17 protein-coding genes are annotated in these 22,031 nt (G+C 67.3%); 10 read left to right on the top strand and 7 right to left on the bottom strand.

Annotated elements, in window-relative coordinates:
• Position 1 precedes the first annotated feature (1 nt).
• The 3 genes from hisI to AC3WUM_RS24620 form a co-directional block, all read right to left on the bottom strand.
• Complete coding sequence (gene hisI / locus AC3WUM_RS24630) at positions 2-484, bottom strand: phosphoribosyl-AMP cyclohydrolase (RefSeq protein WP_492413913.1); 483 nt, start codon at positions 482-484, stop codon at positions 2-4.
• A gap of 72 nt (positions 485-556) precedes the next feature.
• Positions 557-1,276: a hypothetical protein gene (locus AC3WUM_RS24625; RefSeq protein WP_492413911.1), complete on the bottom strand. Its 720-nt coding sequence runs from the start codon at positions 1,274-1,276 to the stop codon at positions 557-559.
• A gap of 50 nt (positions 1,277-1,326) precedes the next feature.
• The gene (locus AC3WUM_RS24620; RefSeq protein WP_492413909.1) at positions 1,327-2,181 is read right to left on the bottom strand and encodes a 6-pyruvoyl trahydropterin synthase family protein; all 855 of its coding nucleotides are present in this window, start codon (positions 2,179-2,181) and stop codon (positions 1,327-1,329) included.
• Positions 2,182-2,276: 95 nt separating this feature from the next.
• Here AC3WUM_RS24620 and gltX point away from each other — a divergent pair, with 95 nt between their 5' ends.
• From gltX to AC3WUM_RS24590, 6 genes are all read left to right on the top strand, one after another.
• Positions 2,277-3,701: a glutamate--tRNA ligase gene (gene gltX, locus AC3WUM_RS24615; RefSeq protein WP_492413908.1), complete on the top strand. Its 1,425-nt coding sequence runs from the start codon at positions 2,277-2,279 to the stop codon at positions 3,699-3,701.
• Between the two features lie 11 nt (positions 3,702-3,712).
• On the top strand, positions 3,713-3,904 hold the full coding sequence (locus AC3WUM_RS24610) for a hypothetical protein (RefSeq protein WP_492413906.1): 192 nt from the start codon (positions 3,713-3,715) through the stop codon (positions 3,902-3,904).
• A gap of 79 nt (positions 3,905-3,983) precedes the next feature.
• Positions 3,984-5,903, top strand: a complete 1,920-nt coding sequence (gene thrS, locus AC3WUM_RS24605; protein ID WP_492413904.1) for a threonine--tRNA ligase — start codon at positions 3,984-3,986, stop codon at positions 5,901-5,903.
• A gap of 104 nt (positions 5,904-6,007) precedes the next feature.
• A complete protein-coding gene (locus tag AC3WUM_RS24600) occupies positions 6,008-6,814 on the top strand; it encodes a M23 family metallopeptidase (RefSeq protein ID WP_492413902.1) in 807 nt (268 codons plus the stop codon).
• Positions 6,811-7,275 carry a DUF1499 domain-containing protein gene (locus AC3WUM_RS24595; RefSeq protein WP_492413900.1) on the top strand — a complete coding sequence of 155 codons (465 nt, stop codon included), beginning with the start codon at positions 6,811-6,813 and terminating at the stop codon, positions 7,273-7,275. Before AC3WUM_RS24600 ends, AC3WUM_RS24595 begins: the two co-directional genes overlap by 4 nt.
• Positions 7,276-7,432: 157 nt before the next feature.
• The gene (locus AC3WUM_RS24590) at positions 7,433-8,395 is read left to right on the top strand and encodes an NAD-dependent epimerase/dehydratase family protein (protein WP_492413898.1); all 963 of its coding nucleotides are present in this window, start codon (positions 7,433-7,435) and stop codon (positions 8,393-8,395) included.
• Positions 8,396-8,402: 7 nt separating this feature from the next.
• Here AC3WUM_RS24590 and ruvX read toward each other — a convergent pair whose 3' ends face one another.
• From ruvX to gshA, 4 genes are all read right to left on the bottom strand, one after another.
• The gene (gene ruvX / locus AC3WUM_RS24585; RefSeq protein ID WP_492413897.1) at positions 8,403-8,831 is read right to left on the bottom strand and encodes a Holliday junction resolvase RuvX; all 429 of its coding nucleotides are present in this window, start codon (positions 8,829-8,831) and stop codon (positions 8,403-8,405) included.
• On the bottom strand, positions 8,828-9,388 hold the full coding sequence (locus AC3WUM_RS24580) for a YqgE/AlgH family protein (protein WP_492413895.1): 561 nt from the start codon (positions 9,386-9,388) through the stop codon (positions 8,828-8,830). Before AC3WUM_RS24580 ends, ruvX begins: the two co-directional genes overlap by 4 nt.
• Positions 9,389-9,508: 120 nt before the next feature.
• The gene (gshB, locus tag AC3WUM_RS24575) at positions 9,509-10,462 is read right to left on the bottom strand and encodes a glutathione synthase (protein WP_492413893.1); all 954 of its coding nucleotides are present in this window, start codon (positions 10,460-10,462) and stop codon (positions 9,509-9,511) included.
• Entirely contained in the window at positions 10,462-11,766 is a 1,305-nt protein-coding gene (gshA, locus tag AC3WUM_RS24570; protein ID WP_492413891.1) for a glutamate--cysteine ligase, read from the bottom strand. Before gshA ends, gshB begins: the two co-directional genes overlap by 1 nt.
• A 223-nt stretch (positions 11,767-11,989) precedes the next feature.
• Here gshA and fdxA point away from each other — a divergent pair, with 223 nt between their 5' ends.
• The 4 genes from fdxA to AC3WUM_RS24550 all read left to right on the top strand — a co-directional run bounded on the left by fdxA (position 11,990) and on the right by AC3WUM_RS24550 (position 22,028).
• On the top strand, positions 11,990-12,313 hold the full coding sequence (fdxA, locus tag AC3WUM_RS24565; RefSeq protein WP_492413889.1) for a ferredoxin FdxA: 324 nt from the start codon (positions 11,990-11,992) through the stop codon (positions 12,311-12,313).
• A gap of 87 nt (positions 12,314-12,400) precedes the next feature.
• Positions 12,401-15,079 (top strand): PD-(D/E)XK nuclease family protein, encoded by a 2,679-nt coding sequence (locus AC3WUM_RS24560; protein WP_492413887.1) that lies wholly within the window; start codon positions 12,401-12,403, stop codon positions 15,077-15,079.
• Positions 15,076-18,576: a UvrD-helicase domain-containing protein gene (locus AC3WUM_RS24555; protein ID WP_492413886.1), complete on the top strand. Its 3,501-nt coding sequence runs from the start codon at positions 15,076-15,078 to the stop codon at positions 18,574-18,576. The genes AC3WUM_RS24560 and AC3WUM_RS24555 overlap by 4 nt, the downstream gene beginning before the upstream one ends.
• Positions 18,577-18,860: 284 nt before the next feature.
• Entirely contained in the window at positions 18,861-22,028 is a 3,168-nt protein-coding gene (locus tag AC3WUM_RS24550; RefSeq protein ID WP_492413885.1) for an efflux RND transporter permease subunit, read from the top strand.
• Positions 22,029-22,031: the final 3 nt, after the last annotated feature.

Genomic DNA, 22,031 nt, shown 5'->3' with positions numbered 1-22,031 from the left:
CTTAGAGGATCGTCGGGTTCGGCGCGTCGCCGTAGACGGCCTTGGGGTCGAAGGCCTTCTCGTGCTCTTCGAAGTTCAGCTCGCCGGCCGCGCCGCGCGCGTCGGTCGGCACCGAGCGGTAGAAGCAGGAGCGGTAGCCGACGTGGCAGCTCGCATCGCCGTTGACCGACACGCGCAGCCAGATGGCGTCCTGGTCGTCGTCGATGCGCAGTTCTTCGACCTTCTGCACGAGGCCGCTGGTCGCGCCCTTGTGCCAGAGCACCTTGCGCGAACGGCTGTAGTAGTGCGCTTCGCCGGTCAGGATGGTCTTCTTGAGCGCCTCGACGTTCATGTAGCCGAGCATGAGGACTTCGCCGGTGCCGTACGCCGTCGTGACGCACGGAATCAGGCCGTGCTCGTCGAACTTGGGCGCCAGCTCGTGGCCTTCCTCGACCTGTTCGATGGAGAGACGGGGGAAGAAACGGACGTCGTCGGCGGAGCTCATGTCAGCAGGAGGCAGAAAAACGGGCGCGCATTATTCCACAGTTGGCAGTGCGCGCCCGTGGAAAGGCTGGCTTCAGCGCTCGCGCGAGTTGCGGGCCTTGTCGCCCCAGCCGCTGCCGCGTGAGCGGGAGCCCGAGTCGGAACTCGGGCGAGGCGGCGGCGCGGACGGGCGCGGGGCGCTGTCCTGGCGCGGCGGTGCGCTGAACTGCGGGCGCGCGGGCGGAGGAGCGCTAGGGCGGCTGTCGTTGCCGCCCGTCACGCGGCCGAGCCAGCCGTTCGAACGGCCGCTGTCGGACGACGGTGGAGACGGCAGGTTCGGACGGGGATTGCTGTTGCCCGGGTTGCCGCGCGAACCACCCCAAGAACTGCCACGGTCGCGATCGTCGCGGTTCTGGTTGCCGCTGGCCTCGCGCGCGACATCACCCCAGCCGCGGCCACGGTCGCGATCATGATCATGGTCGTGGTCATGCCCGCCACGCGGCGGCGGAACCGGGTAGTAATAGCCATAGCCCGGCCGATAGGCGTAACCGGGGCGGAAGCTGTCGTAATAAATCGTCGTCGAGTTGTAGGCCGGGTAGCCGTAATAGCCGCCCGAGTAGTACGGGTCGTAATAGCGATCCGAGTAAACGGCGCCGACACCGCCCCCGCCGTAGTAGGGCCCGGAGGACGGATACGAATCGGGGTAATAGGTCGCGCAGCCGCCGAGCGTGAGCGCAGCCGCCAGCGTCGAAACCAGGCCGACGGCGCGGCGCGGCTCGAAGGTGGAATTCAAGACGGGGAAGGACTTGTTCATGGAGGCCACGCTGCGCGTCAAGCGCTGAATAATGCGTGAATTTTGCCGGCTCACGACTCGCCGTTCTTGCGACTTGCAATGGCGCCTTTCATCACGCCTTCGTAAGCTTTTACTTCGACCGTCTGTCCGCCCATGACGTTCCCCACCATGCGGCTGGCGATCCACTCGGCGAGCTTCTCGACGGTGGTGTCGCTGTCGATGAGTTCGACCCGGCTCTCGGGCAGGCAGAGCTCGAATCGTCCCTCGGGCGAGCGGTAGGCGAAGCGCAGCCGGCCATCGGCCGCTCCGATGAGGTCTTCGCGCGTGCCGAGGTAGATGTCGGTCCAGCGCGTCGCGAGCGCCGTTTCGAGCGCCTGCGAGCGGAGGCCGTCGACCCGGATCTCGATGCGCGAACGGTGGCCGTGGGCGATGCGCTGGCACTGCCCCTGGTGCTTCTTGAGCCCGTGCACGTAATGGTAATAGGCGCCGTCGATGCGCTCGGTGCGCAGGCTCAGGCGGATTTCGGCGACGTTGGCCGGCACCACGGCCTTCAGGCGTGGCAGCAGATAATCGGTGACGGCCTGCGCATCGATGGATTCGGCGTCGACCAGGCTCACCGCCACGGACGGCGAGCGATGCTCGATCGAGCCCGCATCGGACTGGAACCGCAGCTCGACCTCGCCATCGCGATGCGCGATCGTGAGCCCCGGCGCGAGCCGGGGTACCAGCAGCGTATGGTCGACCGAGCCGTCGATCGCGCGCTTGAGACGCTTTTTGACGTCGCCGAAGTCGAGCACCATCGACTGCTCGTCGAGGTCGCCGTGCAGCTCGACGTCGACGATCCAGCTTTCACCGACCAGCCCGCGCCGCGCGTCGAGGTAGGCGCAGTCGATGACGGTGAGTTGTTCCACGAAAAGACAGTTCATCCCGCATTTTAGTCCTTGCCGGGGTCTCGGGGGCGGTTGTCGCCACGGCTGCTGTAGAATCCTGCGCCTCTAAAAAGACCCCAGCCGCCGCCACCATGTCCGCCGTCACCCGCTTTGCTCCCAGCCCGACCGGTTTCCTGCACATCGGCGGGGCGCGCACGGCCCTGTTTTCGTATCTGGTCGCCAAGAACCTCGGCGGCAAGTTCCTGCTGCGCATCGAGGACACCGATCGCGAGCGCTCGACCCAGGAGGCCGTCGACGCGATCTTCGAGGGCATGGAGTGGCTGGGCCTGAAGTCGGATTTCGACCCGGTCTACCAGACTCAGCGCTTTGACCGCTACAAGGAAGTCATCGCCCAGATGCTCGCGGCCGGCACCGCCTATTACTGCTACGCGACCCGGGAAGAGCTCGACGCCATGCGCGCCGAGCAGATGGCGCGCAAGGAAAAGCCGCGCTACGACGGCCGCTGGCGCCCCGAAGCCGGCAAGACCCTGCCGGAGCCGCCGGCCGGCGTGCCGCCCGTGGTCCGCTTCAAGAACCCGGTCGAGGGCGAGGTCGTGCTCGACGACCTGATCAAGGGCCCGATCGTGTTCGCGAATACCGAACTCGACGACCTGATCATCGCGCGCGCCGATGGCGTGCCGACCTACAACTTCTGCGTCGTCGTCGATGACTGGGACATGGGCATCACCCACGTGATCCGCGGCGACGACCACGTCAACAACACGCCGCGCCAGATCAACATCCTCAAGGCGCTCGGCGCCGAGCCGCCGGCCTACGCGCACGTGTCGATGATCCTCGGTGCCGACGGAGCCAAGCTGTCCAAGCGCCACGGTGCGCTCGGCGTCATGGAATACCGCGCGATGGGCTTTCTGCCCGAGGCGCTGCTGAACTACCTCGTGCGCCTGGGCTGGAGCCATGGCGACCAGGAGCTGTTCACGCGCCAGGAGATGATCGAGAAGTTCGATCTCTCGAAGGTGTCGTCGAGCGCCGCGCGCTTCGACATGGAGAAGGCCTACTGGGTCAACCACCAGTACCTCAAGAGCGTCGATCCGGAAGTGGTCGTGCCCGAGTTCGACTGGCATCTGCGCCGCATGGGCCTCGATCCGGCCAACGGCCCGTCGCTCGTCGACGTGATCCTGTCGCAGCGCGAGCGCTGCCGCACGCTGCTCGAAATGGCCGAGAAGTCGCACTTCCTGTACGCCGACCTGAGCGGCTACAACGAGAAGGACGCGGCCAAGCATTTCAACGCCGACGGCCTGCACGCCCTCGCCGGGCTCTACAAGACGCTCAAGGCGCTCGAGACTTGGGATGCGCCGACCTTGCACGCGGCCGTCAACGGCTTCGCCGAAGCCGAGAAGCTGGGCCTCGGCAAGGTCGCACAGCCGCTGCGCGTGGCGATCGTCGGCATGGCGGTGTCGCCGCCGATCGACCAGACGCTGGCGCTGCTCGGTCGTGAACGAACGTTGGCGCGGCTCGACGCCGCCGTGGCCTGGGCGCGGTCGCGCGCCTCGGCCTGACCGGGCTGCACATGGGCCTGACGGACGCCATTCGCCTCGCCGCCGAAAACGGCTGTGAAATCGTCCCGACGGAAAACGGCCGCGTGATGATTCGCGCGATCTCCTACGACGCAGACCCTTACGAACTCGAAGAACGCCGCCTGCTGACGATGAGTCGCGAAGAATTTCTGAAGGAGTGGCTGCCGCCACGCTTCGAGAACTGATTCGGCGCATCACGCCAGCCGCCGTTCGCACCAAGGCATGACCGGGCGTGAAACACGCGCCCGCAGAGAAGGAAAGCCGATGTCCATTCAAATCACCTTCCCCGACGGTAACGTCAAAAGCTACGACGCGCCGCCGACCGGCCTGTCGATCGCGCAGGGCATTTCGCCCGGCCTCGCCAAGAAGGCCGCGCTGATCAAGCTCGACGGCGAGCTCTACGATCTGACGCGCCCGATCGAGCGCGATGCCAGGATCGAAATCGTCACGCGCGACAAGCCCGAAGTGCTCGACGTGATCCGCCACGACGCGGCGCACGTGCTCGCGCAGGCGGTGCAGGAGCTGTTCCCCGGAACGCAGATCACGTTTGGTCCGTCGACCGACGTGGGCTTCTACTACGACTTCGCGCGCAGCGAGCCCTTCAGCGAATCCGATCTCGAAGTGATCGAGAACCGCATGCGCGACATCGTCAAGCGCGATCTGCCGATCACGCGCGAAGTCTGGCCGCGCGAGCAGGTGATCGAGTTCTTCGAAAAGAGCGGCGAGAAGTTCAAGGCCGAGTGGGTCAGCGAAGGCATCGCAGCCGGCGAGGAGATCAGCATCTATCGCCAGGGCCAGGACTGGCTCGACATGTGCCGCGGCCCGCATCTGGCCTCGACGGCCAAGCTCGGCACCGCGTTCAAGCTCACCAAGGTCTCGGGCGCCTACTGGCGCGGCGATGCGAACAACGCCCAGTTGCAGCGCATCTACGGTGTCGCCTTCGCGACCGACGACGAGCTCAAGGCCTATCTGAAGATGGTCGAGGAAGCCGAGAAGCGCGATCACCGCAAGCTCGCCAAGCAGCTCGACCTGTTCCATCAGCAGGAAGAAGCGCCTGGCATGGTGTTCTGGCACCCGAAGGGCTGGGCGATCTGGCAGGCGGTCGAGCAGTACGTGCGCGGTGTTTATCGCCGCAGCGGCTATCAGGAAGTGCGCGGCCCGCAGATCATGGATGTGTCGCTCTGGAAGCGTTCGGGGCACTGGGACAACTACCAGGAAAACATGTTCTTCACCGAGTCCGAGAAACGGACCTACGCAGTGAAGCCGATGAATTGCCCGGGCCATGTGCAGATCTACAACGCCGGCCTGCGCAGCTATCGCGATCTGCCGATCCGCTACGGCGAATTCGGCGGCTGCCATCGCAACGAACCCTCCGGCGGCCTGCACGGCATCATGCGCGTGCGCGCGTTCACGCAGGACGACGGCCACATCTTCTGCACTCCCGAGCAGGTCGAAGGCGAAGTCACCGCCTTCCACCAGCAGGCGATGAAGGTCTACGCCGACTTCGGCTTCGACGACATCGCGGTCAAGCTCGCACTGCGTCCGGACAAGCGCCTCGGCACCGACGAGCTCTGGGATACGGCCGAAAACGCACTGCGCGCCGCCTTGCGCGCGGCGGGCGTGGAATGGGAGGAGCTGCCCGGCGAGGGCGCGTTCTACGGCCCGAAGATCGAGTACCACATGAAGGATTCGATCGGCCGCAGCTGGCAGGTCGGAACGATGCAGTTCGATCCGATGATGCCCGAGCGCCTCGACGCCGAATACGTCGACGAGAACTCGCTGAAGCGTCGTCCGATCATGCTGCATCGCGCGATCGTGGGTTCGATGGAGCGCTTCATCGGCATCCTGATCGAGCATCATGCCGGCGCGATGCCGATCTGGCTCGCGCCCGTGCAGGCCGTGGTCGCGCCGATCGTCTCGGATGCCGATGGCTACGCGACCGAAGTGGCCGAAGCGCTCAAGGACGCAGGCCTGCGCGTGGACACCGATCTGCGCAACGAGAAGATCAACTACAAGATCCGCGAGCACTCGGTGCACAAGGTGCCCGTGATCGTCGTCGTCGGCCGCAAGGAGGCCGAGGAGAAGACCGTCACGCTGCGCCGTCTCGGCGTCGAGTACCAGAAGACGATACCGCTGGCCGATGCGATCGCGCTGCTGACCGCCGACGCCAAGGCGCCGGCCTGATGAAGTCCGCGGGGCGGGTCGTGACCCGCCGTTTGCTTTCGATATGCAAACTGCGGCGGGTCTCAACCCGCCCTGCGGTTGTGTTCGCGCTGTTGTCGTGCGCGTTGAGCGCAACGGCTGCGCCGCCGCAGATCGAAGGCCAGTGGAAGCAGGGCGAACTGCTGCGCGGTCACGTCGCCCCGGGTTCGCGGCTTCGCTTCAAGGGGCAGCGCGTCAACGTCGGCGACGATGGGCTGTTCATCATCGGCCTCGATCGGGATGAGCCATCCAGCGTCGAACTCGAAGTCGTCGACCCTGACGGCAGAGCGCACAAGAGCGCGCATGCGGTCGCGTCGCGCCAGTACAAGATCCAGCGCATCGACGGCCTGCCGCAGGACAAGGTCAACGCGCCACCCGAGGTGAGCGCGCGCATCGAGCGAGAAGCCGCCCTCGTGCGCGAGGCGCGCTTCCACGACACGCCGCGCACCGATTTTCTGCAAGGCTTCATCTGGCCGTGCACGGGTCGCATCTCGGGCGTCTACGGCTCGCAGCGCATTCTCAACGGCGAGTCCAAGCAGCCGCACTACGGCGTCGACGTGGCGGTGCCGACCGGAACGCCCGTGAAAGCGCCGGCCGGCGGCGTCGTCAGGCTCGCCGAGCCCGACTTGTACTACACCGGCGGCACCCTCATCATCGACCACGGCCACGGATTGGCCTCGGCGTTTCTGCATCTGTCGAAGCTCAGGGCCAAGGTCGGCGACGTGGTGGAGCAGGGGCAGGTCGTGGCTTTGTCCGGAGCAACCGGGCGTGCGACCGGACCCCATCTGGATTGGCGCATCAGCTGGCTCGACGCACGCATCGATCCGCAGCGCCTGGTTCCCGCAATGCCGGCCACGTCATCCAAGAAAGAATCGAAAAAAGCCAAGCCATGAAGTTTCTGCTGCGCATGATCGTGCTGGTCCTGCTGCTCGCCGTCGCCGGACTCGCGGTAGGTGCCTATTACACAGTGACGCCGCCGCCCGACCTGTATCTGAGCAAGGGCGAGTTCGCCGGCTGCCCCAAGCGGCCAAGCTGCGTGTCCTCGATGGCCAAGGACGATCTGCACAAGGTCGCGGCGCTCGGCTACACCGGCGACATGGGCATCAACTACGTGATCATGCACGAGGTCGTCGAACGCCTCGGCGGCGAGATCCAGCAGGAGCAGTCGGGCTATATCCATGCGGTGTTCGTGGTGAAGCGCTTCGGCTTTCCGCTGCGCGACGATCTCGAAGTGCTGATGCTCGCGAACGGCCGCGTCGACGTACGCTCGGCCTCGCGCTTCGCCTATGACGACGCCGGCAGCAACCGGGCCCGGGTCGAGCAGCTCAGGCGGGCCTTCGAAGCGATGCCTTGAGTGTCTCGTAGAACTGCTGTCCTAGTGTGAATTCGATACCTGATTCATCCATTACATTTTTATAAACTGCTCGCTTCATCGCGCTGCCAAACTGGCGGTTTGATTCATACAGCCGACGCAGCGCCAGCCAACTTTCCGCAGGGACGCCAGAACAAGAATGCCCATCGCACTGATCTTCGGCGGCACCGGCTATATAGGCACGAATCTCGCCGAAAGCCTGGTCGCCGATGCCGGCACCCGCGTCGTTCTAGCCGATATCAAACCGCCCGAGCGGGAAATCCCGGGCGTGAGCTACGTGCACTGCGACGTGCGCAAGCCGATCGATGCGAGCCTGTTCGCAGGCCTGCAGGTCGACTGGGTCTTCAACTTCGCGGCCATCCACCGCGAGCCCGGCCATGCGGCGCACGAGTATTACGAGACCAACCTCGCCGGTGCCGAGAACGTCTGCGCCCTGGCCGATGCGATCGGCTGCGACCGCATCCTGTTCTCTTCGAGCATCTCGATTTACGGACCGACGCCTGCGGCGACGAGCGAGCAGGCGCCCAAGCTGCCGAACACGCCGTACGGTGTCTCCAAGCTCATCGCCGAATACATGCATCGCGAATGGCTGGCGCGCGGCGCTTCGCGCAAGCTCGTGATCGTTCGGCCCGGCGTGATCTATGGCCCGGCCGATCCGGGCAACATCCTGCGCATGATCCGCGCGATCCGGCGCGGTTATTTCGTGCTGCCGACCGCGAGCACGATCAGGAAATCCTACGGCTACATCTACGGGCTAATCGACAGCATGCGCTACGCGATGTCGTTGCCCGAAGCGCTCGTGGCCTACAACTACGTGGAGCGCGAGACGATGCCGCTTGGGCAGATGATCGCGACGATCAACGAGGTCTTCGGCAGCAAGGGGCGGCTGATTCGCGCGCCGATGAGCCTGCTCGTGATGGCCGCCAGGCTCATCCAGGCGGTGAACCCGAATCTCAACGGCATTCATCCCGAGCGCGTGCGCAAGGTCGGGCGCCCGACCCACATCGTGCCGGGCTGGCTGATCGAGCGGGGCTTCGACTTCCGCTATGACTTCAAGAGCTCGCTGGAACACTGGAAACAAACCAGGCCCAGCGATTTCTGAGCGCGGCTCAGCCCTGTTCGGCGAGCCACTGCTCGAGCACGATGCGCGCGGCCTGGCCATCACGATCACCCTTGCGTACGCGGCGATTCATGCGCCCGCTCGAACGCGCATCGCGCAGTTCGTAGTCGGCCGCACGCGAGGAATAGCGCTCGTCGATCAAATGTACCTGCAGTCCGCTGCGCTGCTGCAAGGCGCGGGCGAAGCGCCGCGCCGGTTCGGTGATGGCCTGTTCGCCGCCGTCCTCGTCGAGCGGTAGGCCCACGATCAGGGCAGCGGGCCGCCATTCGTGGATCAGCTTGTCGATCGCCGCCCAATCGGGCTGCGCATGCATGGCGACCGCCGAGAGCGGACGAGCCGTCTGCGTGAGGCTGTCGCCGACCGCGGCGCCGATGCGCTTGGAGCCGTAGTCGAAAGCCAGGTAAGTGCCGCCGCTCAAGCGTGACCGGCGGAGGCGGTGAGCTGCGTGACGTCGACGCCAAGCAGACGCGTCGCGGCCTGCCAGCGATCGCGCGCGGGCAGCGTGAACAGGATCGACGAATCGACCGGCGTGTTGAGCCAGGAGTTGTGCAGGATCTCGTCTTCGAGCTGGCCCGCGCCCCAGCCGGCGTAGCCGAGCGTGACGATGTAGTGCTCGGGCCCTTCACCGCTGCCGATCGCGCCGAGTATGTCGCGCGAGGTGGTGATGTAGAGGTCTTCCTGCACTTGCAACGAAGACTCCCAGCCGCCCGGCTCGCGATGCACGACGAAGCCGCGCTCGGGCTGCACCGGGCCGCCCCAGTAGATCGGGCGGTCTTCGCCCATCTTCTCGTGGTCGACGCCCATCTGGTCGAGCATCGCGGTCAGCGCGAGTTCGGTCGGGCGATTGATGACGAGGCCTACGGCGCCCTTGTCGTTGTGCTCGCAGAGCAGCGACACCGTGTGGTTGAACTGCTCGTCCTCGAGGCCGGGCATGGCGACGAGGAACTGGTTCTTCAGGAATTCACCGGAGCTCATGATGCGAGTATTCCTCTGGCCGTTTGGTCGAAGCAAGCGGTGAGTCTTGACAGCGGATCGTCTCCATCAGAACGCGAGACGACTGCACGACCGATGAAGCGAGTTCGTTTACGGTGGCGATCAGGCCAGCCGCTTTTCGATCGCCTGGATCAGTAGGCCACCGATGTCGGTGCCGAAAGCCGCATCGATCTCGCGCGCACAGGTCGGGCTCGTCACGTTGATTTCGGTCAGGTGCTCGCCGATCACATCGAGGCCGACGAACAGCAGGCCGCGGCGCTTGAGTTCGGGCCCGACCGCCAGCGCGATCTGGCGATCGCGCTCGGTCAGCGGACGCGGCTCGCCGGTACCGCCCGCCGCGAGATTGCCGCGCGTTTCGCCGGCCTGCGGAACGCGGGCGAGGCAGTACGGAACCGGCTCGCCGTCGACGACTAGGACTCGCTTGTCGCCATCCTTGATGGCAGGCAGATACTGCTGCGCGACGATCGTGCGCGTGCCGAGCAAGGTCAGCTGTTCGATCACCGAGCCGAGGTTCATTCCGTCGCTGCCGACACGGAAGATGCCCATGCCGCCCATGCCGTCGACGGGCTTGTAGATGACGTCGCGATGCTCGGCATGAAACGCGCGCAAGGTCGCGGCGTCGCGCGCGAACAGGGTCGGCGGCACGAGTTCGGGGAACCAGGCCGTGAACATCTTCTCGTTGCAGTCGCGCAGCGATTCGGGCTTGTTGACCACGAGCGCACCCTGGGCTTCGGCGCGTTCGAGCAGGTAGGTCGTGGTCACGTATTCGAGATCGAACGGCGGGTCCTTGCGCATCGCGATCGCATCGATCTCGCCGAGCTTGACGGTGAATGCCTCACCGCCGAATTCGTACCAGTGCTTCTTGTCGTCGAACACGGTGACCGGGCGCGCGCGGCCCCAGGCGATGCCGTCGCGCAGCCATAGGTCGCCCATCTCGAAGTACAGCAGCTGCCAGCCGCGCTTCTGCGCAGCGAGCATGATCGCGAGCGTGGTGTCCTTGTACGGTTTGATGGACCCGATCGGGTCCATGATCACGCCGAGCCGACGCGCGCTCATCAGGCGGCCTTGGCGAGCATGCGGCTCGCGGCGACTTCACGCGCGGCCGCGAGCAAGGCCAGGCGCGCGACGATGCCGTAGGCGTAGGAGCGGTTCGGCAGCGCATCGGGAGCGAGCGTGCGGTCGGGATGGCTGCAGCAGCTTTCGAACGCGAGCGGCTTGAACGACATGCCCGGCGAGTTGAGGTTCTCCTGGTTGCCGCGCTTTTCGTTGACGCGGTAGAAGCCGCCGACGACGAAGCGATCGATCATGTAGACCACCGGCTCGGCCGTGTGATGCTCCGGCCCCCAGGTTTCGAAGGTGTAGACGCCTTCCTGGATGATCGCGCCGGTGACGTCGCGGCCTTCCTTCGCACTCGCCATGTGCGTGCGCGCCTTGCGGTTCATCTCGCGCACGTCGTCGACCGATTTCACCGTCATCACGCCCATGCCGTAGGTGCCGGCGTCGGCCTTGACGATGACGAAGGGTTCTTCCTTGATGTCGTACTGCTTGTACTTGGCCTTGATGTCCTCGAGCAGCAGCTCGACGTTGCTGATCAGGCATTCCTCGCCTTCGCGCTTGAGGAAGTTGATCTGCCCGCAGTTGCGGAACAGCGGGTCGACGAGCCAGGAATCGATGCCGGCCACTTCACCGAAATCGCGCGCCACCTCGCGGTAGAAGCCGAAGTGCTGCGACTTGAGCCGCGCATGCCAGCCGAGCGCCTGCGGCGGCAGCACCTGCTGTTCGACGCCATCGAGGATCGGCGGAATGCCGGCCGACAGATCGTTGTTGAGCAGCACCACGCAGGGATCGAAATCGGCGAGATGCACGCGATTGCCGCTGCGCTGCAGCGGCTCCAGGTGCAGCGTGCGGCCCGAGATTTCGAGCGTCAGGTCGGTGGGCTCGCGCAGATCCGGAATCACCGAGCCGATGCGCACGTGGAAGCCGGCCTTCTGGATCAGGTCGAACAGCGTCGCCACGTTTTCGAGGTAGAACTTGTTGCGCGTGTGGTTCTCGGGAACCAGCAGCAGGCTCTTGGCGTCCGGACACACGCGCTCGACGGCCGACTGGATCGCCTGCACGCAGAGCGATTCGAATTCCGGGTTCAGGTTGTTGAAGCCGCCCGGGAACAGGTTGGTATCGACCGGGGCGAGCTTGAAGCCCGCGTTGCGCAGGTCGACCGAGCAGTAGAACGGCGGGGCGGTCTTGTGCCACTGGCTGCGGAACCAGGCCTCGATATCGGCCGACCGTTGCAGCAGCTGGGTTTCGAAGCGCAGCAGCGGCGCGGTGTTGCCGGTGCTCAGCGAGGGGGCAGTTCCAGTCATAAATCGTCCTGTGGTCCGGCCCGAGGGCGGGTGGGGGCATGGTAGCGTCATTCGCAGTTGGGGACCGTCGGCCCGATTGCAAGGCCGGGCGAGCCTGCCGGCGATCATCCAGACCGATGATGGCCGGAGTGTGGCCTCGGGCGACCCCATGCAAATTCAATCGGGTACAATGCCGGCCGTTTTTTTGTTTCTCTTTTGTACTCACGAAATCTCAGCCGCCGCCATGACCTTCGTCGTCACCGAAAACTGCATCAAGTGCAAGTACACCGATTGTGTCGAGGTGTGTCCGGTCGACTGTTTCCACGAGGGTCCGAACTTCCTCGTCATCGATCCCGAGGAGTGCATCGACTGCACGCTCTGCGAGCCGGAATGTCCGGCCGAGGCGATCTTCGCCGAGGACGACCTGCCCGAGAACCAGGGCGAGTTCAAGCAGATCAATGCCGACCTCGCCAAGACCTGGCCGGTGATCACCGAAAAGAAGGACCAGCTGCCGGAAGCCAAGGAATTCGACGGCAAGCCCGGCAAGCTCAAGCTGCTCGAGCGCTGATCCGGATTTTTGTCGAGGGCGCCGCGCCCGTCGCCTCGAGAGCGGCCGCCACCCGACCCGTTGCACGTAGCCACAGGAGCCGCAAGCATGCGGACACCGATGGCTGACGATCTCTCCCATGCGAACGATGCCGGCACGCTGACGCTCACCGCGAGCGATCGGCTCGCGCGCGCCCTGCGCGAGGACCACAGCCTGCGCGCGCGCGGCGAGGGCGCCCAGGTCTGGGAGGCTCCGGCGATCCAGAGCCTGCGCCAGTGGATGCAGGACGCCTGGACCGCGAGCTGGCCGATCGAGCAGTTGCTGCACGCGACCCAGGAGCTCGCGCTCTGGCGCGACGCGGTCCAGCAGGACGCCCAGGGCGCCGCCTTGCTCGCGCCGCTGTCCGCCGCCCGCGAAGCGCGCCGGGCCGAACAGCTCGTCGCCCGCTACGAGCTCTCGCTGCCGCGCCCGCAGAGCGAGGATCACCAGGCTTTCGCGCGCTGGCGAGCCGAGTTTCGCGATCGCCTGCAGCGCCGCGGCTGGCTGGTGTCGGCCGATCTGCCGGAGCAGGTCATCGCGGGCCTGCGGGCCGGACGCATCCGCGCTCCGCAGCGCATCGCGCTCGCCGGCTTCGGTTCTACGCTCGCCCCGGCCGAGCGACGACTGCTCGCGGCGCTCGAAGCTGCCGGCAGCCGCATCGAGCGCTGGCGTCCGCCGGGCTTTTCTCCCGACCTTCTGCGCCTGCGCCATGCCGACGCGCAGGCGCAGTTCCGCGCGATCGGAGCGGACATCCGCCGCCGGCTGCTGCCGTTCGCCGATCACGCGAGCCCACCGCCGCGCATCGTCATCGCGATGCCCGATCCGGACGGTCGGCGCGAGCTGGTCGAATCGATCTTCCGGCCGCTGCTCGCTCCGTGGCTGCAGGGCCTGGAGGCGAGCCACCAGCGGCCGCAGCCCTGGCGCTGGGAGGCCGGCGGGGCGCTGGCCGACCAGCCGCCGATCGCGGCGGCGCTCGCGCTGGCCGAGCTGCGCCTGCGCGACAACGCGCCCGGCCTGGTCGGGCGCGTGCTGCTGTCGTCCGCGCTGTGGGACGAATTCGACCGCGGGCTCGGCGCCCGCGCCGACGCCCGGCTGCGCGACGAAGGCTGGCCGCGCATCAGCTTCGAGCGCCTGATCGCGGCGCTGCCCGAGCGGCTCAAGGCGCACTATCTGGCCCTGCGCGACGCGATCGCCGCCGCGCCGTCGCGTGCGCTGCCGAGCGCCTGGGCCCAGCACTGGCAGCAGCGCCTGCGGACCTTGCAGGGCCCGTGGTCCCCGCAATCGGATTCGGCCGGTTTCCAGCTGTATCGCGAATGGGAGCGCCTGCTCGCGCGCTTCTCGTCGATGGACGCGCAGCTCGCCCAGGTCAGCGCCGGCGAGGCCCTGAGCTGGCTGCGCGAACTCGCGCGCAGCGCCCGCTTCGATGCGCGCGTCGAATACACCCAGCCGGTGCTGATCCTGCGGCTCGACGAGGCCGTGGGCCTGCCCTGCGACGTGCTCTATCTGGCCGACCTGTCGGCCGACGGTTTTCCGGGCCGGCCGCGCCCGGGCGAGGCGCATTCGGATTACCTGCCGCTCGATCCGCAGATCGCGGCCGGCGTGCCGGGCGCCGCGCCGGCGCTGCTGCTCGCGCGTTCGCGCGAGCTGGCGGCCGACTTGCTCAGGCTCGCGCCCGAGGTCTCGCTGCACGTCGTCGCCTTTGATGAGCGCGGGGCGCAGATCACGCCGTCTCCGCTGTTCGGCACCCCGACCGAATGGGTCGATGCGCCGGCGCTCGCGCCAATCTCCGGGCTCGACCGGCGTACCGCGCACGGTCCGCAGTGCGTGCGGCCGGCCGACGACCCGGTGCCGGCCGTCGGCGACGACGAACTCGGCCGCCTGCGTGCCGGCGCGGCCTTGTTCCAGGCCTGGTTCGAATCGCCGTTCTTCGCGTTCGCGCGTTCGCGGCTCGGCATCGAAGCCTTGCGCGAGCCCTCGCGCTGGCTCGACGCCGCGCGCCAGGGCCATGTCGCGCACGCGGTACTCGAAGCGGTCTGGAAGGACCTGCGCACGAGTGCCGAACTGGCCGGGCGCAGCGACGAGGCGATCGCCACCGCCATCGCCGCGGCGCTCGATCCGGCACTCGACGAGTACATGCCGCCGGCCGATTACGGCCGCGTGCCGGTGGCGCTCGAACGTGCGCGCCAGGCCGACGTGCTCGGCCAGTGGATGCGCCACGAGCGTCGGCGGCTCGATCCGTTTTCGGTCGAACACGTCGAGGCCGAGGTCGAGATGCGGCTCGCCGGGCTGCCGCTGAAGCTGCGCATCGACCGCATCGACCGCGTGCGCCATCCGGACGGCGATCGCTGGCTCGTGCTCGACTACAAGACCGGCCGCAACGCCGATCCGCGCGGCTGGAGCGCCGACCGGCTCGCCGAGCCGCAGCTGCCGCTCTACGCGAGCCACGCAGCGGCCGAAGTCATGGGCGTGCCGCGTGTCGACGGCATCTGCTTCGGCCATCTCAAGGACGGTCATCCGACCTTGTCGGCGCTGACCGACTGGCGGCAGAAACTCATCGAAGGCGAGTTGCAGGACTTGCGCGACGACTGGGCGAACAAGCTGTCGGACTGGCGCAATCAGCTGGTCGCCGCGGCGCGCGGATTCCTGGCCGGCGAGGCCGGCATCGGCAAGGTCAATGCGCGCAGCTTTTATGCGGATTTGCTGCTGTTCGTCGACGCGGATGCGCAGTCCGACGAGGACGAGTCGTGAGTTCGCCGGCCGAGACCCGCAAGCCCCTGCCCGATGCCGAGCAGCGCAGCGCCGCGCTGAATCTCGATCGCAACGTGCTCGTGATGGCGCCGGCCGGTTCGGGCAAGACCGGCCTGCTCGTGAGCCGCATGCTGCTCGCGCTCGCGCGCTGCGAGCAGCCCGAGCAGGTCGTCGCGATCACGTTCACGAACAAGGCCGCGGCCGAGATCCGATTCCGCCTGCTCGAGCTGCTGCAGGCCGCCGAGCGCGGCGAAGCCGGCGAGCACATGCCGGCCGCTTACGAAGCCGCGCGCGAGCTGCTCGAACACGATCGCCGTCGCGGCTGGAACCTGCTCGATCAGCCCGACCGGCTGCGCGCGCTGACCATCGACAGCTTCAACGCCCAGCTCGCGGGCCGGCAGCCGCTGCTGTCGCGGCTCGGCGGTCCGGTGCGCGTCGCCGAGGATGCGCGCGAGCTGTATTCCGAAGCGGTCATGCGCCTGTTCGCCGAACTCGAGGACGACGAGCTGCCGGCCGCCGATCGCGATGCGCTCGCGCTCGTGCTGCGGCTCGCGGGCAATCGCATCGACCGGCTCATCGGGCCCTTGAGCGAGCTGCTCGCGCGGCGCGAGCAATGGCTGTCGCCGGTCGTGGGCTACGAGCAGGCGAACTGGGACGAAGCCGAGGCGGCGCTGCTGAGCCGCTTCGTAGAGCAGGGGCTCGGCGATTTCCATCGCCTGCTCGGTGAAACCAGCGGCAGCGAACTCGTGGCCCTGCTGCGCGAGGGCGCGAGCCAGCACGAGCTGCTGCGCTGGGCCGAGGCGCTCGATCGCTGGCCGCCGCCCGAGATCGCGCATCTGCCGATCTTCCGCCAGCTCATCGAGCTGCTGATGACCAAGGACGGGCGCTTGCGCTCGGCCGGCGGCATCAACGTCAGGAGCGGTTTCGTCGCCAAGCAGGCCTACACGCAGCGCATGAAGCAGCTGCTCGAATCGCTGGCCGGCGACGAGGCGCTCGAAGCCGCCTGCCAGCGCCTGCGCAAGCTGCCGCACCCGCATTACCCACCGACGCTCAAGGAATTCCAGCGCGCCCTGCTGCGCTGCCTGCGCCGCCTGTCGGCGCATCTGCTGACCGTGTTCGGCGAGCGCGGCGAGACCGATTTCTCGGAGATCGCGCGCTCGGCGCTGATCGCGCTCGAAGCCGGCGACGAAGGCGTCGGCGAAGGCCTGCTGTGGGCCGATCGACACATTCGCCACCTGCTCGTCGACGAAATGCAGGACACCAGCGAATCGCAGGTGCAGCTGCTGCTGCGGCTCACCGCGGCCTGGGAAGACGGCGACGGGCGCTCGCTGTTTCTCGTTGGTGATCCGCAGCAATCGATTTATGCGTTCCGCAAGGCCGAGGTGCGGCTGTTCCTGCAGCTCTGGGGCGAGCGCCGGCTCGGCCGCCTGCCGCTGTCCTGCCTGCGGCTGTCGGCGAATTTCCGCAGCAGCGCGGCGGTGGTCGATTGGTTCAACGAAGCGCTCTCGGCCGTGTTTCCGAAGACCGCGGACGCCGAGCGCGGCATCGTGCCGTTCGCGCCTAGCGAGGCGCAGCGGCCGGCCGCGGATGGGCGCGTCGACATCGCCGCGTTCGGTGCCGACGAAGGCGCCATCGCCGCCGAAGCCGCGGCCGAGCAGGCCGAGCGGCTCGTCGCGAGCGGTGCGCGCGTCGCCGTGCTCGGCCGCGCTCGCACGCATCTGGCGCCGGTGATCCGCGCCCTGCGCGCGCGCGGGCTGTCGCCGGCCTGCCAGGACATCGATCCGCTGGCGACCCAGCCGGCCGTGCGCGACCTCGTCGCACTCGCGCGCGCGCTCTGGCATCCGGCCGATCGCCTGCACTGGGCGCTGCTGCTGCGCGCCCCGTTCGTCGGCCTGAGCTGGGCCGACCTCGTCGCGATCTCGGCCGGGCGCACGCGTTGGAGCTGGCCGGACCGGATCGAGGCGGCGCTGAAGCCGGTCGAGACGGTCGCCTTGGCCGAGAACCTGGAGGCCGGTGAGACCGGCGATCTGTTCACCGCGCCGCAAGCGGTTGCCGAGCCCGCTGCCGCGCTTACGCTGAGCTCCGAAGGCCGCGCCCGCCTGCAAGGCCTGCAGGACGCGCTGAGCGCGAGTGCGGCGAATCCGGGCCTGCGGCTGAACCTCGCCGATCGCACCGAAGCGGTCTGGCATGCGCTCGGCGGCGCGGCCTGCGTGAATGCCGACGGGCTCGCCGACGTGCAGGCCGCGCTGCGCCTGCTGCGACGGCAGGCGGCCGGCGACGGCATCGCCGACGTCGCGGCGCTCGATCGCAGCCTGGCCCAGCTCTATGCCGAGCCGCGCGCCGGGCAGGTGCAGGTCATGACCGTGCACAAGGCCAAGGGCCTGGAGTTCGACCACGTGCTGTTGGTCGGCTGCGAGCGCAAGCCGCGCGCCGAGGACAAGCCGCTCTGGCATCTGCGCAGCTGGCGAGCCGGCGAGGGCGGTCACGAGCGTGACGGTCACCTGCTGGTGCCGAGACCGCCGGAGTCCTTCGACGAAACCGACCCCGCGCACGCGCTCTACGACTGGATGCACCGGCAGCACGTTGCCGAGCGCCGCAACGAGGCGCTGCGCCTGCTCTACGTCGCGGTCACGCGGGCCAAGCGCAGTCTGACGCTCTACGCCTGCGCGGACGTGGGGCCGAAAGGGCCGGAGTTCGCGGCCGAATCGTTCGCCGGCCTGCTGCGGGCGCGCTTCGCGCCGGCATTCGAAGGCCGCGCTGCCATCGCCGTGCAAGCGCGGGTGGTCGCCGACGCGCTGAGCCCGCCGCCGCGCAGCCCGCGCCTGCCGCTGGCTTGGAGCCCGCCGGCCGACGCCGACGACGCGCTCGTCTACCGGCCGCAGGAGCGCCGCACGCTCAAACCGAGCGAAGGCGTGCTCAACGCGGCCGAGGACAAGCGCGAGGAGCGCGTCGCCGCACCGGGCGATCTTTATGCGCAACTCGTCGGCACGCTCTATCACGAGGCACTGGAGCGCATCGCCGGCGAAGGCTTCGCGGCCTGGAACGACGGCGGGCGTTCGCGGCGCGGTGCGCTGGCTTCGGGGTTCCGGCGACTCGGCCTGCCCGAGCCGCAGGTCGAGACGGCGGTCGACCGCGTGCTCGAACTCGTCGGGCGCACGCTCGCGAGCCCGCGCGGGCGCTGGCTGCTCGGGCCGAAGCCCTGGGCGCGCAACGAGTACCACCTGGCCGGCTACCAGGGCGGGCAATGGGTAGCGGCGGTGATCGACCGCTGCTTCGAGGACGACGACGGCACGCTCTGGATCATCGACTACAAGACCTCGGCGCGGCCGATCGAGGCCACGCAGGTGGCGGCCTACGTGGCCGAGGGTGTCGAGCGCTATCGCAGCCAGCTGCGGGCCTACTTCGGCCTGCTGCGCGAACTGAGGCCCGGAAAAACCCTACGCACGGGCCTCTATTTCGCCGAGGCCGACCGCTTCGAGGAAATCACGCTGGGCTGAAGGCTCGCCGCGCTGAAGGCGACGATCGGCAGGATCAGGCAAGAACGCTGCAGGAACGGCGCACCGCCGGCATGGGGCGAAGCTTTACGCTGCGTCGGCCTGATGCTTTTACCGACATGTAAGTAACTAAAAAATAATTCATTTCGCAGGGCCGCGTTTGTAAGTGATTTGCCGTTGCGGTTCCTGCCTGGAATTATCGATAATCGATTAATTACTGATCGCAGTGCCGATCAGCCGTTAGCCGGAGCCTCGAGCGCCGCGCCCTGGCCAGGAACGCCTTCCGTATGTGGATAGTCCGAATCGCCCTTTCGCGCCCCTACACCTTCATCGTGATGGCGCTGTTGCTGCCCTTGCTCGGCGCGCTGGTGGTCATCGGCACGCCGATGCAGAAGGGCATGGCGACCGACATCTTTCCGGACATCAAGATTCCGGTCATCGGCGTGGTCTACAACTACACCGGCCTGCCGCCCGAGGAAGTCGCGGGGCGCATCACCTCGAACTTCGAACGCCCGGTCACCACGCTCGTCAACGACGTCGAGCACGTGGAGTCGCAGGCCTATCCGGGCGTAACCGTCATCAAGGTGTTCTTCCAGCCCGGCGTCGACATCAACCTGGCGATGTCGCAGGTCACCGCGTTCGCGCAGACCACGCTGCGCAACATGCCGTCGGGCATGACGCCGCCGCTGGTGCTCAAGTACAACGCGTCGACGGTGCCGATCCTGCAGCTGGCCCTGTCGTCGACCAAGCTCGGCGAATCCGAGCTGTTCGACTTCGGTAACTCGTTCATCCGCGCCCAGCTCGCGACCGTCGCGGGCGCTTCGATCCCGTTTCCGTTCGGCGGTGCGACGCGACAGATCCAGGTCGACCTGATGCCGGCGCGCCTGCGTGCGCTGGGGCTGTCGGCGTCGGACGTCAACACGGCGATCGGCAACCAGAACCTCATCATTCCGGCCGGCACGCAGAAGATCGGCGGCATCGAATACAACGTGAAGCTCAACGCGAGCCCGATCGACTACCAGAAGCTCAACGACCTGCCGGTGCGGCAGATCGGCGACTCCGTGGTCTACGTGCGCGACGTCGCCCACGTGCACGACGGCCACCCGCCACAGACCAACATCGTGCGCGTGGACGGCAAGCGCGCGGTGCTGATGTCGATCCAGAAGACCGGCTCGGCCTCGACGCTCGACATCGTCAGCACGATCAAGGAGCGCCTGCCGTTCATTCGCGAGCAACTGCCCGAAGGCGCGCGCATCGCCCATACCGGCGACCAGTCGATCTTCGTCAAGGCCGCGGTCAAGGGCGTGGTTACCGAAGGCCTCATCGCGGCGGCACTCACGGCCTTGATGATCCTGCTGTTCCTCGGCAGCTGGCGCTCGACGCTGATCATCACGATCTCGATCCCGCTGGCGATCATCAGCTCGATCCTCGCGCTCAATGCACTCGGCGAAACCATCAATATCATGACGCTCGGCGGCCTGGCGCTCGCGGTCGGCATCCTCGTCGACGACGCGACCGTGACGATCGAGAACATCAATCGCTTCCTCGAAGAAGGCATGGACGTCGAAGCCGCCATTCTCGAGGGCTCGCGGCAGATCCTGGTGCCGGCGCTGGTGTCGACGATGGCGATCTGCATCGTGTTCGTGCCGATGTTTCTGCTCTCGGGCGTCGCCCGCTACCTGTTCGTGCCGATGGCCGAGGCGGTGGTGTTCGCGATGATCGCCTCGTACATCCTGTCGCGCACGCTGGTACCGACGCTCGCGATGTACTGGCTCAAGAAGCACGATCCGCATGCGCACGAGCAGCCGGCCAAGGGTCCGCTGCAGCGCTTCCAGCGCGGCTTCGAAGCGCGCTTCGAGAAATTCCGTGTCCGCTATCACGAGCTGCTGCAGTCGGTGCAGGCGCGCCGCGGCGTGTTCGTATCGGTGTTCCTCGGCGCCATGCTGCTGTCGATGTTGCTGTATCCGCTGCTCGGCCAGAATTTCTTTCCGAGCATCGATGCGGGCCAGATCAAGCTGCACATTCGCGCCGCCACCGGCACGCGCGTGGAAGACACCGCGATCCTCGTCGACCACGTCGAAGCGGCGCTCAAGAAAGTGATTCCGCCCGAGGAGTTCGAGAGCATCGTCGACAACGTCGGCCTGCCGGTCTCGGGCATCAACCTCACGTACAGCAACTCGGGCCAGATCGGCGTCGGCGATGCCGACGTCTTCGTCGCGCTCAAGGAAGGCCACGGCTCCACGCCCGACTACGTGCGCGAGCTGCGCAAGCGCCTGCCCGAGGAGTTCCCGTCGACGAGCTTCGCGTTCCTGCCGGCCGACATCACCAGCCAGATCCTCAACTTCGGCCTGCCGGCGCCGATCGACATCCAGGTGGTCGGCGGCAGCCCGAAGAATCGCGAAGTGGCTTACAAGCTACTGCACGCGCTGCGCGGCGTTCCGGGCCTCGTCGATCTGCGCGTGCAACAGGCCTTCAACCAGCCTGAGCTACGCGTCGCCACCGATCGCAGCCGCGCCGAGCAGCTCGGCCTGACGCAGCGCGACGTCGCCAACAACCTGCTCATCACCTTGTCGGGCAGCCTGCAGACCTCGCCGACGTTCTGGCTCAACCTCGCCAACGGCACGCAGTATCCGATCGTGACGCAGGCGCCGCAGAACCAGCTCGCGACGCTGCAGGATCTGCAGAACCTGCCGGTGGCGAGCAGCAGTGGTGAGTCGCAGATACTCGGCGGCCTGGCGACGATCGAGCGCGGCTTCGGTTCTAGCATCGTCAGCAAATACGATGCGCAGCCGGTCATCGACATCTACGGCGCCGTGCAGGATCGCGATCTCGGCAGCGTGAGCCGGCAGATCAACGAGATCATCGCCGAGCACAGCCAGGATCTGCCCAAGGGCACGCGCATCGTCGCGCGCGGCCAGATGCTGACGATGCAGGAGTCGTACACCGGACTGCTGGTCGGCCTGGCGGGCGCCATCGTGCTGGTCTACCTGCTGATCGTCGTCAACTTCCAGTCCTGGCTCGATCCTTTCATCATCATCTCGGCCTTGCCGGCCGCGCTCGCGGGCATCGCCTGGATGCTGTTCGTCACCGGCACCACGCTGTCGGTGCCTGCGCTGACCGGCGCGATCCTGTGCATGGGCGTGGCGACGGCGAACTCGATCCTGATGGTGAGCTTCGCGCGCGAGCGGCTCGCCGAAGGCGCCAGCGCCGTGCAGGCCGCGCTCGACGCGGGCTTCACGCGATTCCGCCCGGTGCTCATGACCGCGCTCGCGATGATCATCGGCATGCTGCCGATGGCGCTCGGCGTGGGCGAAGGCGGCGAGCAGAACGCGCCGCTCGGTCGCGCCGTCATCGGCGGCCTGATCTTCGCCACCATCGCGACGCTGCTGTTCGTTCCGACCCTGTTCTCGATGCTGCACGGCCGCGATCACGCGGCCCACACTCCCAGCGCTTAAGTG

The sequence above is a fragment of the Hydrocarboniphaga sp. FW305-C-57 genome (assembly GCF_058783045.1).
Note: the sequence above shows the minus strand (reverse complement) of the source record. Positions and strands in the feature narration are given on the sequence as shown.